Origin of the sequence: Stutzerimonas chloritidismutans (assembly GCF_020783375.1) — a bacterium.
Taxonomy (GTDB): Bacteria; Pseudomonadota; Gammaproteobacteria; order Pseudomonadales; family Pseudomonadaceae; genus Stutzerimonas; species Stutzerimonas kunmingensis.
Window position 1 is genome coordinate 532,697 of the sequence record NZ_CP086067.1, and the last position, 12,940, is coordinate 545,636.

The window sequence follows — 12,940 nt, forward strand, 5'->3', positions numbered from 1 at the left end:
TAGTCGTAGAAGGGGCGAAGTCTAGCGAAAAAGCTCAGACCCCGCGCCTGCTGAAGGTAGCCAATGCGCGCTCGATGCACTGCGTTGTTTTAGCGAATGTTTGCAGGGTAGTGTCGGAGAAGGGCGCGCCGTTCTGGTCGGAAACCACCAGCATCAGCACGCGCCCGTCGATGCCCAGCGAGCGCAACAGCAGATGTTCGCCGCTGAAAAGCGCTTTCAGGCTGCCGGGCAGCAAGGCCGAGAACTGTGCCATGTTGGCCGGCTGCAGGCGCAGCTGTGCCGGCTTTTCCAGCAGACGGCGCACGATCTGACTCTGCTCGGGGATGAGGGTAAGTCGCGCAGCATCGCTTGGCAGGCCGGCCGATTGCTGGGCGACCAGGCGGTTCTGCTTTCGGTCGAACAGCAACACCAGTGTGCGCTGCATGCCCGCGCAGGCAAGGGCTTGGCTGGTGGTAGCGGTCAGCTGCAAGACGTTGCTGAACGGCGTCGGTTCACTGAGCAGGCGGCGACAGTGCTCGCGCCATTCGGCCAGATCGGCGTCGCTTGCTACCGGCGCAGCACGCAACACCTGAAAACGGGTACCGGTAGGCCACAGCAGGCCTTGAGCCGGATGCCAGAGATCGGTCCGGCCGATCTCCCGGGCGCTGGTCGCCGCCTGCTGGTGCACCATCTGCTGCAGATCGGCGAGCGACACCTGCAGATACAAACCGGCCAGGCGCTGCCAGCGCAGGCTGTGTACGCCGCTCCAGCTATGGTGCGAGGACAGTGCCAGGCCGTTGGCCAGCACGATGGTGTTGCTCGGCAGCGTCAGCCAGCGGCGCAGGTCGGGGTCGGCGTCGAGCATCTGCTGCTGATGCAGCGGGTGCTCGTTGTCGTGGGCAATATGCAGGGCCTTGATCAGGCGCCGCCGATCGGTGCCCAGCAGGCGATAACCCTGAATGATCCAGTCCGGCAGCCGCCAATGCTCAGCAAGCCTTAGGCACAGCTCCAGCAGGGATACGCCGAGCAGTTCGCGCTCGACCCTGCCGGCCGGCTCGCCCTTGACCAGTACCCGCTGCTCCCAACTGTCGAGCAGATGCGGATAGGCGCCTATCAGCGCCCAGGCGGGAGACAGGAACAGCAGGCTGCCCCAGTGAATGTCCTGCCACAGTCGTGCGAGGCGGGCGGCGAACAGTCCGTTGGCCTGCTGGCTGGCGTGGCGGCTGATTAATACCAGTTGCCGCAGTGGCTGCGGCATGTCGGCGGCCTCCATGGCCGGAATGCGCGCCAGCAGCGCTTCGGCGCGCTGCAGGCCGATGCGGCTGAGCGCGACCTCCAGGCTCTCGGCCGGCTGGCTGTCGCCGATGCCTCGATTGGCCTCCTGGATGAAACGCAGCGCCAGCACGGGGCTGTTCTGAATAAGCTCGGCGATCTGCCGCATCGACTTGCTGCTGTCGCGCAGCGCCAGTCGCACCTTGCCATGGACGCCGGCAAACGCGGGAAGGGGTGCATCGTCGAGAGCCTTGATCCAGGCGGGTATCGTGCGTGGCAGCGGAGGTGTGGTGGTCATGGCCGAACTAGCTTTTCATCGGGATGACCTTTAGTCTGGCGCAAAAGTTCCGATAACCAGAACAATTCTTCCAACATTCCTTTCGCAAGGTCGTCTGGTGGCGATTCTGGGCGTTTATTTGCCCTTGATCCGGACGGCTCGTAACCAGGTTTTAGACGTACCTCCTATGGTCAAAATAATCGGGATTATCGTCGTGTTCGCCAGCGTGCTGGGCGGGTTCGTGCTCTCTGGCGGCAAGATCGGCGCGCTCATCCATCCGTTCGAGGTGATGATCATCGGTGGTGCGGCGCTGGGCGGTTTTCTGCAGGCCAACCCCGCCAGCACCACCATGCTGGTGTTCAAAAAATCGCTGAAGATGTTCAGCACCCGTTTTACCCACACCTATTATCTGGAAGTGCTCAGCCTGCTCTACTCGATCCTCAACAAGAGTCGTCGTGAAGGGATGATGGCCATTGAAGCTGACCTGGAAGATCCCGCCGCCAGTCCGCTGTTCAGCAAGTACCCGGGCTTCCTGCAGGACGAGCGCATGACCGCCTTCACCTGCGATTACCTGCGCATCATGTCGTCCGGCAACATGGCGCCGCACGAACTCGAAGGCCTGTTCGACATGGAACTGAACAGCCTGAAGGAAGAACTTGAACATCCATCCCATGCGGTCGCCAAGGTGGCGGACGGCCTGCCGGCGATGGGTATCGTCGCGGCGGTACTGGGCATCGTGATCACCATGTCGATCCTCGCCGAGGCGGATAACGCAATGATCGGTTACAAGGTTGGCTCGGCGCTGGTCGGTACTTTCCTCGGTATTCTTGCCTCCTATGGCTTCTTCGGGCCACTGGCCGCGGCACTGGAGCACGATGCCAAGGAAGAGCTGAACGTGTACGAGGCGATCAAGGCCACGCTGGTCGCCTCGGCCTCGGGCATGCCGCCGACGCTGGCTGTCGAGTTCGGGCGCAAGGTCCTTTATCCGGCGCATCGCCCGAGCTTTGCCGAGCTCGAGCAAGCCATGCGCGGCAGCTAAAGGCTCGTCATGGACAACACTCAACCGATCATCGTCAAACGGGTCAAGAAGGTTGCGGGCGGCCACCATGGCGGCGCGTGGAAGATCGCCTTCGCCGACTTTGCTACCGCGATGATGGCGTTCTTTCTGGTGATGTGGTTGATGAGTTCGGCGACGCCAGAGCAGAAGAAACTGATCTCCGGCTACTTCCAGGATCCGATCGGCTTCACCGAAAGCGCCAGCCCGCACGTCATCGACCTGGGGGGGACGCCGACACCCTCGCCGGACCGCACCCTCAATCCAGAGCTGGAGCCGGCGCAGAGCGAAGCGCAGATCGATAGCGATCAGGTGGAAACCTTCGCCGAACAGCTGGAGCGCGAGCGCCTCGAGCTGCTGTTGCAGGAGCTGCAGAACAAGGTCGACGAGAATCCCGAGCTGCAGAAGTTCAAGGACCAGATCCTTTTCGAAATCACCCAGGACGGCCTGCGCATCCAGATCATGGATGCCGAGAACCGGCCCATGTTCGCCCTCGGTAGCGCCCAGTTGCAGCCCTACTTCGAAGACATCCTGCTGGCGCTGGTCGACACCATCGCCGCGGTGCCGAACAAGATCAGCGTCAGCGGCCACACCGATGCCAAGCCTTTCTCGGGGCGCAGCGACTTCGGCAACTGGGAGCTTTCGGCCGGGCGTGCCAACGCTGCACGCCGCACGCTGGTGATCGGTGGTTACCCGGAGGATCAGATCGCGCGGGTAGTGGGCTACGCCTCGTCCGCGCTGTTCGATCGCAAGGACCCGCTCAATCCGGTCAACCGACGCATCGATATTCTGGTGCTGACCAAGAAGGCGCAGCGTTCGATCGAGGGTGAGCAGCCCGCTGCCACGGATTCGACCGGTGCTGCCGAAGGCGAAGTCGCGCCATCTGGCGGCGCGGTGCCGGCTGGGGAGGAGCCGTTACAGCCGGAGCAACTGCGGGAGCGGTTGAACATCTTCGAAGATGGCGTGCTGCAGTTCAGTCAGCCCGGCGAGGGCTGAGCGCCAGATCAGTAATCCGGTTCTGGCAGGCTGCTGAGAATGTGTCGGTAACTGCTCATGCGCTGCGGCTGGATGCGCCCGTCCTCCAGCGCCTGGAGCAGGGCGCAGCCGGGCTCGCGATCATGCTTGCAGTCGCGGAAGCGGCAGTGCCCGAGCAGATCCTGGAATTCGATGAAGCCCGCTTCGACGTCGGCGCGACTGACGTGGCCTAAGCCGAATTCGCGGATGCCGGGGGAGTCGATCAGTTCGCCGCCACCGGGAAAGTGGAACAGGCGTGCCGTGGTGGTGGTGTGGGTGCCCTTGCCGGTCATTTCCGACAGCGCCCCGACGCGGGTGTCGACGCCCGGCAACAGGCTGTTCACCAGCGAAGACTTGCCTACCCCGGATTGCCCGACGAAGACGCTGACGTGGCCGTCGAGCCGCGCCTTGAGCGCTTCCATGCCGCCACCACCGTGGGCCGAGACTTCCAGCAGCGGATAGTTCAGCTGCCGATAGACTTCCAGCAGGCGATTCAGCGCGGCTTCGTTCTGCTCGTCGATCAGGTCGACCTTGTTCAACAGCAGCAATGGCGTGATGCCGGCGTGCTCCGCGGCGACCAGATAGCGGTCGATCAGGTTGGCGTGGGGCTCCGGTAGCGGCGCGAAGACGATGACGATCAGGTCGACGTTCGCCGCCACGGGCTTGAGCTGGCCACGGGTATCCGGGCGGCAGAGTTCCGAATGTCGCGGCAGCTGCGCAACGATGACGCCGATGCCCTGGTTGCCCGGGCGCCAGACCACACGATCGCCGGTGACCAGCGCCGGCAGGTTGGCGCGCAGGTGGCAGCGAACGACCTGCCCGCTGTGTTCGCCTTCCAGTGCTTCCACCTCGACCTGCACGCCGAAATGCGCGATGACGAGTCCGGTCTGCTCCGGGCCGAGATCGCCGCCTTCGAGTTCTTCGAGTGCACGACTTTCGCGCCGCGCGGCGCGGGCGGCGCGCTCTTCCTGGATTTTCTCGATACGCCAGTTCTGCCGGCGGTTGAGTTGGCGTTTGGCCATGAATTCGGTTGTCTCTGAGGTTGGTGAGCGAGTCTAGCATGCTGCAACCCGCCCACTTCGGCCTGTATCGCGCTGAAGCCGGAGGGTTAGACTGGTGCTCCTTCACCCGTTCGATTGTCGGTCATGCCTGCTTCTGTCGTTACTCGCCTGCCCATCCTGCGTGCGCTGCTGGCCCAGCTGTTGGCGCTGCTGGTGGTCTGGCTGCTGTTGCTCGGACTGGTCGGCGTGCTGGGTGTGCGTCCCGGTCTCATCCTTGTGGCAGTCGCGCAGGGCTGTCTGGCGGCGCTGATCGGGGCCCGGCTCGGGCTGTCGGCCTGGTGGCTGGCGATCAATCTGATGTTCGTTCCTGGCCTGGCGTTGCTGCGTGATTTCGACGTGCCGGGCTGGTTGCCGCTGGGCGCATTCACGTTGTTGTTGCTGTTGAACTGGAATGCCTTCACCGAGCGCGTGCCGCTCTACCTGACCGGTCGTGAAGCCGAGCGCCAGTTGCGCAACCGGCTGAGCGAGCTGCCGGCGGGTTTCCGCTATATCGACCTGGGCAGCGGCCTGGCCGGCACGTTGTCGCGCCTGGCACGGGACTTTCCGGCGGCGGAGTTCATTGGCGTGGAAACCGCGCCGCTGACCTTCGCACTGTCCTGGCTGCGCTGCCTGCCGCGGCGCAACTGCCATATTCGCCTGCTCAGTCTGTGGCGGGTCGATCTCGCCGAGTACGACGTGGTCTATTGCTTCCTCTCACCGGCACCCATGGCCGCCCTGTGGGACAAGGCGCACGCCGAGATGCGTCCCGGCGCGCTGTTGATCAGCAACAGCTTCGCGGTGCCAGGGGTCGAGCCGGTTGAAGTGCAGCAATTGAATGACTGGCGCCGCTCGCGGCTGCTGATCTGGTACCCCGGTGGCGCGACACCTGACGGCGTCGATACGAGCGGCTAAACTGCGCCGCACAGCCAAGGAGCCCGCCATGCAGAACCCGCAGAACCTGATCTGGATCGACCTGGAAATGACCGGTCTGGATCCGGATAACGACGTCATCATCGAGATGGCGACCATCGTCACCGACAGTCAGCTCAACGTGCTGGCCGAGGGGCCGGTGATCGCGGTACACCAGAGCGATGAAACACTGGCGCGCATGGATGAGTGGAACACCCGTCAGCACGGCGGCTCGGGCCTGACACAGCGCGTGCGTGAGAGCAGGATTTCCACCGCCGAGGCCGAGCAGGCGACGCTGGCCTTCCTCGAGCAGTGGGTACCCAAGGGCAAGTCGCCGATCTGCGGCAACAGCATCTGCCAGGACCGACGATTCCTCTACCGGCAGATGCCGAAGCTCGAGGCCTACTTCCACTACCGCAATCTGGACGTGTCGACGCTCAAGGAGCTGGCGGCACGTTGGGCGCCGCAGATCATGGAAGGCTTCAAGAAGAGCGGCACGCACCTGGCGCTCGACGACATCCGTGATTCCATCGCCGAGCTGCGGCATTACCGCGAGCATTTCATCAAGGTCTGAAAGGGGCGTTAACGCCTGACGCGTTTGCGGATCGTAGGGTGGATCACGCTTCACCGATCCACCGACGAGGCCAGGTGGATGTAAAAAGCGACATCCACCCTACGTCACTGATGATCATCGTGAGAGTGAGGCCGCAGCGTCGTGCATCCAGTGGTCAATCGGCGCCTTTTGGCGAGGCGCCGACAGTTATTTCCCCAGCTTGCGCAGCTCGTCCGATTCGACGATGCGCATGCCGTCGCCTTCCTCCAGCGCCAGTCGCCACAGCGCGCGGGCCAAGGTGCAGGTCTCGATGCCGTGGTACTTGCCCGGCAGCAGCTGCGACAGGGGCGCCGCGATGCGTTCGCTCAACCGCGGCTCCAGGCGTGGGCCGATCAGTTGAGAGGGGCGGGCGATGGTCAGCTGTGGCCAGTCCTGCTGCTGCAATGCCGCCTCCATTTCGCCTTTGACCTTGAGGTAGAAGATCGAACTGTCCGGGTTGGCCCCCAGCGAGCTGATCACCAGCAGGTGACGCGCGCCCATCTCCTTAGCCCGGCGGGCAAACGCCAGCACCAGATCATGATCGATGGCGCGGAACGCCTCCTGGCCACCGGCCTGCTTTAGCGTGCTGCCCAGGCAGCAGAAGGCCGTGTCGATCTCGCCGCCCAGCGTTGGCAGCAACGCCAGCAGCTCTCCGACCGGGTTTTCCAGGCGCTGATGGGCCGCCAATGGCCTGCGTGTGGGCGCCAGCACGCGTTCGACGGTGGGTTCGTTGAGCAGGCGATCGAGCAGGTGCTCGCCAGTGAGTCCGGTGGCGCCGGCAAGCAGAATGCGCTGTGGCGTCAAATACATGGTCTTGCTCCTGTGGCGATCATTGGGTGGCACGCCGCTGCCGCAGCTCCTGCCAGCGTTGGACGACCGCTTCCGGCGCCCAAATTTGCGGTTCCGATGCCTGATAGTCGTCGGCCTGCTCGCGTTCGGCAACTTTTGCTGCGGCCAGCGTGAAGGCCTGCACGATATCGTCGGTTTCCTGCAGCGCTTCGGCGAACAGCGCGCGGCCGAAGTAGGTGAAGTCGCTCTGCTCGGAGCAGCCGAAGGACACCCGGTCGGCGCGGGCGGCGGTCATGATCAGCGTCTGCTCGTTCTTCAGTGGCTCGATGAAACCGCCGGAATAGCAGGCCGAGATCACCAGGATGACCTTGCGCTTGGCGAGCGGCGCGAGCAGTTGCGCCAGATCCGCTGCCGGCAGGTCGTCCAGCGAAAGACGCGGCTGGTTCAGCACCAGTTCGTGGTCCGCCGAACCGTGGCTGGTGAAATAGAGAAAGATCAGGTCTTCCTCGCCACTGCGTTCGGCCAGCGCGCGAATCGCTCGGGTCAGGTTCTCCCGGGTCGCCAGCGGCCGGTCGACGAGATGGTCGCGGTGGTTGACCAGGCTGAGTTGGCCATGGGCGGCGAAACGCTCGGCGAGCAGCTTCTGTACGTAATCGGTTTCGCGCATGAACACGCTCTGCCGGCCATCGCCGGCCACGGTCAGCGTATAGAGGTCCTGGGCAGGGCTGGATGGCGGTAGCGCACTGATCGCACGCTCGAGCAGTGAGCCTTGTTCCAGCAGGGCGAGCTCGAGCGGGTCCGATAGCGCGTGTGCCTGCTCGTCGCGGACGCGTCGGTCATTACGCCAGCTGCCGCGCAGCTCGGTGCCGTCGGCCTGGGTCAGTACGCCCTCGCCGGCGAAGTGTCCGTGGCGGAAACCGCCGGTATAGAAGCTGCCGTCTGCGCGATCGAGACGGCCCTGGCCGTGGTAGCGCCAGTTGCGAAACTGCCCGCTGTAGCGGCTGCCATCGCTGGCGACATAAGTGCCGGTGCCGCTCAGTTCGCCGTGGACGAAGGTGCCGTTCCAGGCGTTGCCCTCGCTGTCCTCGTAGCGTCCCTGGCCATGAAACTGATCGTTCTCGAAGTGGCCGCTGTAGCGCTCGCCATGTTCGGTCGAAAAGCTGCCTTCGCCGTTCAGGTTGCCCGCGTTGAAATGCCCGCTGAGTTGACCATTGGCGTCGCTGCGGGTGCCCGGTCCATCCGGCTGGCCTTTGCTGAACTGCCCTCGATGACTGAAGCCGTCGGCATATTCCAGGCTGCCCTGGCCGTGGTAGAGGTTGTTGCGAAACTCGCCTTCGTAGACCGTGCCGTCCTGGCTGAAGCGCCCGTGGCCATGCATGCGTCCGGCCTGGAATTCGCCTTCGTAGACGCCACCCTCGACATAGCTGAAACGGCCCAGGCCGTCGAACAAGCCGTGCCTGAACTCCCCCTCGTAGCGATCGCCTGTTGCGCTTTGCCAGGTGCCCAGGCCATGCCACTGGCCGTCCTTGAATTGGCCGAGGTAGTAGCTGCCGTTCGGGTAGTCGATACGACCGCTGCCCTGCAGCAAGCCGTCGACGATTTCGCCGCGATAGCGGCCGCCGTCCGGCAGCACTCCATCGGCAGGGGTGAGAGGCTCGCCCTCGCCGCAGGCGGTGAGCAGACCAAGTAACAGGAAGGGAAGAAGACGCAGCATGCGGACATCCGCTCAGGCAGGACGTCCGCAGTATGCCGCAAACCGAGCGGGCTGCGACAATCGCGCAGAGTTGCCGCTCAGAGGACGCACAGCGCCAGGGTTTCGGCGATATAGGCCGGTTTTTCCGAGCCTTCGATCTCCATCACCGCGCGCGCCTTGAGCAGCCATTGCCCGGGATTCTTCTCGTAGGCATCGATCAACGTCAGTCCCAAACGCACCCGCGAGCCGACCCTCACCGGCTGGATGAAGCGCAGGCTGTCCAGCCCATAGTTGACGCCCATCCGCGTGCCTTCCGGCACGACCATAAGGTCGCCAGACAACATCGGCAGCAACGACAGCGACAGGAAACCATGGGCGATGGTGCCACCGAACGGTGTTTGCGCGGCTTTTTCGGCATCGATGTGGATGAACTGGTGATCGCCGGTGCAGTCGGCGAACTGATTGACGCGCTGCTGATCGACGGTCAGCCACTCGGAGTGGCCCAGTTCCTTGCCGATGTAATCCTTGAGCTGTGCGACGGGTACCTGTGGCATGTGTCCTCCTGATTGTTCTTGTATGGCTGCAGCGATGTGCAGTCTGACTAGAGAGGGGCAGTGCCGGGCCCGAAGCGGCCGACTGGCTCTGCGTCATTTACAGCTCTAGATCAGCACGGGCAGGCGTCGCGGCAAACCAGCATCGGCACCGCGAATGGCCCGTCATAGCGCAGCGCGGGCGCCTGCCGGCGTTGCCCTTTATACTGTCGCAATTTTGCGGGAGGCTCCCATGCTGCTCAGAGGCCTGACCTGGCTGGTCGCATTCCAGTTGCTCGGCACCGTCCTCAATGTGCTGTTTCTGCCCATGCTGCCGGGCCCCATCATCGGCATGGTGCTGCTGTTCGCCGGCCTGCTGGCGCGGGGCCGGGCCAGCGAATCGCTGCAGCTGGCGGCGAGCAGCCTGTTGCGCTACCTGCCGCTGCTGCTGGTACCGCCGGCGGTTGGGGTGATGGCCTATACGGAGGCGATCCTTGATGACTTCTGGGCCATCGTCGGCGTGCTGGTAATTTCGCTGCTGGTCTCGCTGGTCTTCACCGGCTGGCTGATGCAGACGCTGATCCGGCGCAAGCAGCGTCAGCAGGAGGACGCATGATCGAACTGCACTGGCAGGCCGCCTGGGAGGCGCTGATCCATCATCCGCTGTTCGGTGTGGCTATTACCCTGGCTGTCTTCCAGCTGGCGTATGCGGCGTATGAGAAGACCCGCTGGGTATTCCTGCAGCCGGTTCTAGTGTCGATGACGCTGATCGTCGGCATCCTCCTGCTATGTGGTATCGACTATGACGAATACCGCATCAGTGCGCAGTGGCTGACGCTGTTGCTGGGTCCGGCCACGGTTGCGCTGGCCGTGCCGCTGTACCTGAACCTGCGGCGGATTCGCGAGTTGTTCGGCCCGATCGTGATCACTTTGCTGGTCGCCGGTGTGTTTGCCACGGCGCTGGGCATGGCCCTGGCCTGGGCTTTCGGCGCGGATGACATGATCCTGATGACCCTGGCGCCGAAGTCGGTCACTTCGCCGATCGCCATGCTGGTGGCCGAGCAGATCGGCGGTGTGGTGGCGCTTGCGGCGGTGTTCGTGATGATCACCGGCGTGCTCGGCGCGATTTTCGGTCCGGAACTGTTGCGCCGGTTTGGCGTTCAGCATCCTGCGGCCCGCGGCATTGCGCTGGGGCTGACCGCCCACGCCGTGGGCACCGCTCAGGCGCTGCAGGAAAGCGACGAATGCGGTGCGTTCGCGGCCCTGGCCATGAGCCTGATGGGGGTAATGACTGCGGTGCTGTTGCCGCTGGTGGTTGCCTTGCTGCTGTGATGGAGTCGCCATGAGATTGCCGTTGTTCCCGCTGGATACCGTGCTGTTCCCCGGTTGTTTTCTCGACCTGCAGATATTCGAGGCACGCTATCTCGACATGGTCAGCCAGTGCCTCAAGGCCGGGCATGGCTTTGGCGTGGTGCATATCCTGGATGGCAAGGAGGTTGGCGCAGCACCGGCGGCGTTCTCTCATATCGGTTGCGAAGCGCTGATTCGCGACTGGCAACAGCTGCCCAACGGCCTGTTGGGTATCCGGGTCGAAGGCGGGCGGCGCTTCGATGTGCAATCGTTCGAAGTACTGCGTGACCAGCTGGCCGTCGCCCAGGTCGCCTGGCGCAGCGAAGCCGACAGCCAGCCACTGGCCGAGCAGCACGCCGACCTCGTCGTACTGCTCGCCGCGCTGGGTCAGCATCCGATGGTGAAAACCCTGGGGCTGGGCGGCGCGGTGAGCGATCAGGCAGCTCTGGCCAGTCAGCTGGCCTACCTGTTGCCATTCGATGCGGAGCAGAAGATCGAATTGCTGGGGCTGGACGAGCCAGCGTCGCAGCTCGAGCAGATTCAAAGCCTGCTCGAGCAATTGCAGGACGGGGCGTAAGGCGTGTCGCCCAGTGTGTTCGCCAGCGTGACCTGGCGCCGCAGCGGCCAACCTTGGTGTCGCTAGAGAAGGTCGTCAGTAGGGTTTTTGTGCCAACGACACCGTAAAGATCCCCCAGTCGTCGATACGCTGCGTGATTTTTACCAAACCTGCCGCTGCTACCAGTTGGTCAATCTCCGCTTGGGTACGCCGCCGCATCACCCATGCCTGCCCATCTCGGTGACTGGTCAGCGCTCGGGCTATGAGCTTCAGCTGTGGGTGCCAGGGTTGTCCGGTGTATACGATGTAGCCGCCCGGTTGCAGCGCTTCGGCGACGCCGGCAAGAGAGCGGCCGATCATCTGGTTGTCGCCGAACAACTCGTAGAGACCCGATACCACTACAAGCGTGGGGCGCGGCGAGAGTGCGGCCAGATCCGCCTGATCGAATGCGTCTGCCTTGATGAATCGAGCGACCTCTTCGAAACCCTTTGCCCGGATCAGCGCACTGCCGTCGCGTACATTGATATCGCTGTAGTCGCGCAGGAGAATCGAGGCAGGGCGTTCTCCGAGGTCCTGTATTGCCTCGAGAATGTAGCGGCCATGGCCGGCGGCAATGTCCACGATATGTACCGGCTGATCGGCGCTTCGCAGGCGGTTCATCGCCCCACGTAACAGCTCTTCTACATGCCTTTTTCTAGGACGTATTGCACGCCAGCCTATGGAGTTCAAATAAAGCTGGTCAATCTTGCGCCCCAGCGCAGTCAGCCCTGCTGGTTCGTTTCTGTAGACATAATCGAGCGTGCTGCCGGAATCGAAACCCGCCTCGAATCCGAGCTTCAGCCCATGAGAAAGCCGGGCGCCAAGGCGCATTCCCGCACGCATGGCGCGCCAATAACATCCTTCCATGGAGTTCGGAGCTACAGGGGCAGCCAGTGCTTCTGCTTCCGCACACATCGGGCCTATTCGGTCCGCATCGAGGAGCGACGGGGGCGCCATTGGCATATCGAAATTATGACGAATGAAACGGCGGGCCTGGCTTACTGCCCGATTACGCTCTCGCTCGCCGAGCGTGTCGTGAAAGAAACCCGGCAGAACGTGTTTTTCTTTTCGTAAGCTGCCAAGTCTTTCGAAAAAAGTTACTTGTGGTTTGTGTTCTACGACGAAGTCTGCGCCTGAGATAAAAAGCTGAGTTGGGATCTGGATCGCCTGCGCATCTGCAACCACGCGCCGCGCCGCTTCATGCAGCCCAAGGAGCATATTGACGGAAATGGCCTTGGTGATAAGCGGATCCTGCTGATAGCTCTGAATCCGCGCGGGATCGTGCGTCAGGAAGCGGGCCTTGACGTAGCTGTCGACGAAGAAGTTGCCGCGAAACGCTCGTATTAGCCTTAGACCTGTCCGTGCGAATGGTACATACAGCTTTACCTTGAACGCCGGTGACGCCAGCACCAGCGCCCGAGCTTTGGGCGCATAGTCGTGGGCCCATGTCGCAATAACTACCGCCCCTACACTTTGCGCAACAATTGCCAGGTCTTCCTCTTTGATGCAGTGCATAGAGCCGATGTGATCAATGAACGTCTGCACGTCTCGTACGCTCGTCGCGAAGCTCGGGCTGTCTCCACGGGTGCCAGGCGACAGACCGTGCCCGCGCGCATCCCAGGCAAAGAAATCGCAGTCAGGAAGGTCGAGCTCATCAACGAGGTGGGCCAGCCGGCCGGAATGCTCATGTCCGCGATGGAACATGACGACGGCCCGCCTTGTAGGCCCTGTGGACGAAAGCGCGGGCCAATGGCGGTAGGAAAGCTCTACGGCATCGTGGGTGCTGAAAGTTAGAAGGCGTGACTCGCGCATCGGAATATCCTGGTCCCTGGACAGTTATTGAGTT

The 12,940-nt window shown here is 63.1% G+C and carries 13 protein-coding genes; 7 read left to right on the forward strand and 6 right to left on the reverse strand.

Annotation, left to right across the window (positions count from 1 at the left end; all coding sequences use genetic code 11):
* Positions 1-34 precede the first annotated feature (34 nt).
* On the reverse strand, positions 35-1,549 hold the full coding sequence (locus LLJ08_RS02390; protein WP_228208126.1) for an HDOD domain-containing protein: 1,515 nt from the start codon (positions 1,547-1,549) through the stop codon (positions 35-37).
* Positions 1,550-1,715: 166 nt separating this feature from the next.
* Here LLJ08_RS02390 and motA point away from each other — a divergent pair, with 166 nt between their 5' ends.
* Together motA and motB are read left to right on the forward strand one after the other, a co-directional pair.
* On the forward strand, positions 1,716-2,567 hold the full coding sequence (motA, locus tag LLJ08_RS02395; protein WP_042921826.1) for a flagellar motor stator protein MotA: 852 nt from the start codon (positions 1,716-1,718) through the stop codon (positions 2,565-2,567).
* Between the two features lie 9 nt (positions 2,568-2,576).
* Complete coding sequence (gene motB / locus LLJ08_RS02400; protein WP_228208127.1) at positions 2,577-3,578, forward strand: flagellar motor protein MotB; 1,002 nt, start codon at positions 2,577-2,579, stop codon at positions 3,576-3,578.
* A gap of 8 nt (positions 3,579-3,586) precedes the next feature.
* Here motB and rsgA read toward each other — a convergent pair whose 3' ends face one another.
* Entirely contained in the window at positions 3,587-4,618 is a 1,032-nt protein-coding gene (gene rsgA / locus LLJ08_RS02405; protein WP_228208128.1) for a small ribosomal subunit biogenesis GTPase RsgA, read from the reverse strand.
* A 123-nt stretch (positions 4,619-4,741) separates the two neighbouring features.
* Here rsgA and LLJ08_RS02410 point away from each other — a divergent pair, with 123 nt between their 5' ends.
* Both LLJ08_RS02410 and orn read left to right on the forward strand, forming a co-directional pair.
* The gene (locus LLJ08_RS02410; RefSeq protein WP_228208129.1) at positions 4,742-5,548 is read left to right on the forward strand and encodes a class I SAM-dependent methyltransferase; all 807 of its coding nucleotides are present in this window, start codon (positions 4,742-4,744) and stop codon (positions 5,546-5,548) included.
* A 28-nt stretch (positions 5,549-5,576) separates the two neighbouring features.
* Positions 5,577-6,119 carry an oligoribonuclease gene (orn, locus tag LLJ08_RS02415; protein WP_003301682.1) on the forward strand — a complete coding sequence of 181 codons (543 nt, stop codon included), beginning with the start codon at positions 5,577-5,579 and terminating at the stop codon, positions 6,117-6,119.
* Between the two features lie 186 nt (positions 6,120-6,305).
* On the opposite strand, the gene LLJ08_RS02420 is transcribed toward orn, so the two are convergent.
* The 3 genes from LLJ08_RS02420 to LLJ08_RS02430 all read right to left on the reverse strand — a co-directional run bounded on the left by LLJ08_RS02420 (position 6,306) and on the right by LLJ08_RS02430 (position 9,173).
* A complete protein-coding gene (locus LLJ08_RS02420) occupies positions 6,306-6,947 on the reverse strand; it encodes an oxidoreductase (RefSeq protein WP_014818943.1) in 642 nt (213 codons plus the stop codon).
* Positions 6,948-6,966: 19 nt separating this feature from the next.
* A complete protein-coding gene (locus LLJ08_RS02425; RefSeq protein WP_228208130.1) occupies positions 6,967-8,640 on the reverse strand; it encodes a C13 family peptidase in 1,674 nt (557 codons plus the stop codon).
* A 77-nt stretch (positions 8,641-8,717) separates the two neighbouring features.
* Positions 8,718-9,173 carry a MaoC family dehydratase gene (locus tag LLJ08_RS02430; RefSeq protein ID WP_003301687.1) on the reverse strand — a complete coding sequence of 152 codons (456 nt, stop codon included), beginning with the start codon at positions 9,171-9,173 and terminating at the stop codon, positions 8,718-8,720.
* A gap of 229 nt (positions 9,174-9,402) precedes the next feature.
* Between LLJ08_RS02430 and LLJ08_RS02435 the strand changes: the two genes are divergently transcribed.
* The 3 genes from LLJ08_RS02435 to LLJ08_RS02445 are packed head-to-tail and all read left to right on the forward strand — an operon-like array spanning position 9,403 to position 11,076.
* Positions 9,403-9,765, forward strand: coding sequence for a CidA/LrgA family protein (locus LLJ08_RS02435; RefSeq protein ID WP_228208131.1), 363 nt, complete (start codon positions 9,403-9,405; stop codon positions 9,763-9,765).
* Positions 9,762-10,481, forward strand: coding sequence for an LrgB family protein (locus LLJ08_RS02440; RefSeq protein ID WP_014818947.1), 720 nt, complete (start codon positions 9,762-9,764; stop codon positions 10,479-10,481). Before LLJ08_RS02435 ends, LLJ08_RS02440 begins: the two co-directional genes overlap by 4 nt.
* Before the next feature lie 10 nt (positions 10,482-10,491).
* Positions 10,492-11,076, forward strand: coding sequence for an LON peptidase substrate-binding domain-containing protein (locus tag LLJ08_RS02445; protein WP_041015888.1), 585 nt, complete (start codon positions 10,492-10,494; stop codon positions 11,074-11,076).
* A 75-nt stretch (positions 11,077-11,151) separates the two neighbouring features.
* Here LLJ08_RS02445 and LLJ08_RS02450 read toward each other — a convergent pair whose 3' ends face one another.
* Complete coding sequence (locus LLJ08_RS02450; protein WP_228208132.1) at positions 11,152-12,906, reverse strand: bifunctional alpha/beta hydrolase/class I SAM-dependent methyltransferase; 1,755 nt, start codon at positions 12,904-12,906, stop codon at positions 11,152-11,154.
* Positions 12,907-12,940: the final 34 nt, after the last annotated feature.

What these genes read in the sequence shown, in the direction of transcription:
- motB (WP_228208127.1), top strand. Translation starts at nt 2,577, where the DNA reads ATGGACAACACTCAACCGATCATCGTCAAACGGGTCAAGAAGGTTGCG.
- LLJ08_RS02390 (WP_228208126.1), bottom strand. Translation starts at nt 1,549, where the DNA reads ATGACCACCACACCTCCGCTGCCACGCACGATACCCGCCTGGATCAAG.
- orn (WP_003301682.1), top strand. Translation starts at nt 5,577, where the DNA reads ATGCAGAACCCGCAGAACCTGATCTGGATCGACCTGGAAATGACCGGT.
- LLJ08_RS02445 (WP_041015888.1), top strand. Translation starts at nt 10,492, where the DNA reads ATGAGATTGCCGTTGTTCCCGCTGGATACCGTGCTGTTCCCCGGTTGT.
- LLJ08_RS02410 (WP_228208129.1), top strand. Translation starts at nt 4,742, where the DNA reads ATGCCTGCTTCTGTCGTTACTCGCCTGCCCATCCTGCGTGCGCTGCTG.
- motA (WP_042921826.1), top strand. Translation starts at nt 1,716, where the DNA reads ATGGTCAAAATAATCGGGATTATCGTCGTGTTCGCCAGCGTGCTGGGC.
- LLJ08_RS02420 (WP_014818943.1), bottom strand. Translation starts at nt 6,947, where the DNA reads ATGTATTTGACGCCACAGCGCATTCTGCTTGCCGGCGCCACCGGACTC.
- LLJ08_RS02450 (WP_228208132.1), bottom strand. Translation starts at nt 12,906, where the DNA reads ATGCGCGAGTCACGCCTTCTAACTTTCAGCACCCACGATGCCGTAGAG.
- LLJ08_RS02435 (WP_228208131.1), top strand. Translation starts at nt 9,403, where the DNA reads ATGCTGCTCAGAGGCCTGACCTGGCTGGTCGCATTCCAGTTGCTCGGC.
- rsgA (WP_228208128.1), bottom strand. Translation starts at nt 4,618, where the DNA reads ATGGCCAAACGCCAACTCAACCGCCGGCAGAACTGGCGTATCGAGAAA.
- LLJ08_RS02430 (WP_003301687.1), bottom strand. Translation starts at nt 9,173, where the DNA reads ATGCCACAGGTACCCGTCGCACAGCTCAAGGATTACATCGGCAAGGAA.
- LLJ08_RS02440 (WP_014818947.1), top strand. Translation starts at nt 9,762, where the DNA reads ATGATCGAACTGCACTGGCAGGCCGCCTGGGAGGCGCTGATCCATCAT.
- LLJ08_RS02425 (WP_228208130.1), bottom strand. Translation starts at nt 8,640, where the DNA reads ATGCTGCGTCTTCTTCCCTTCCTGTTACTTGGTCTGCTCACCGCCTGC.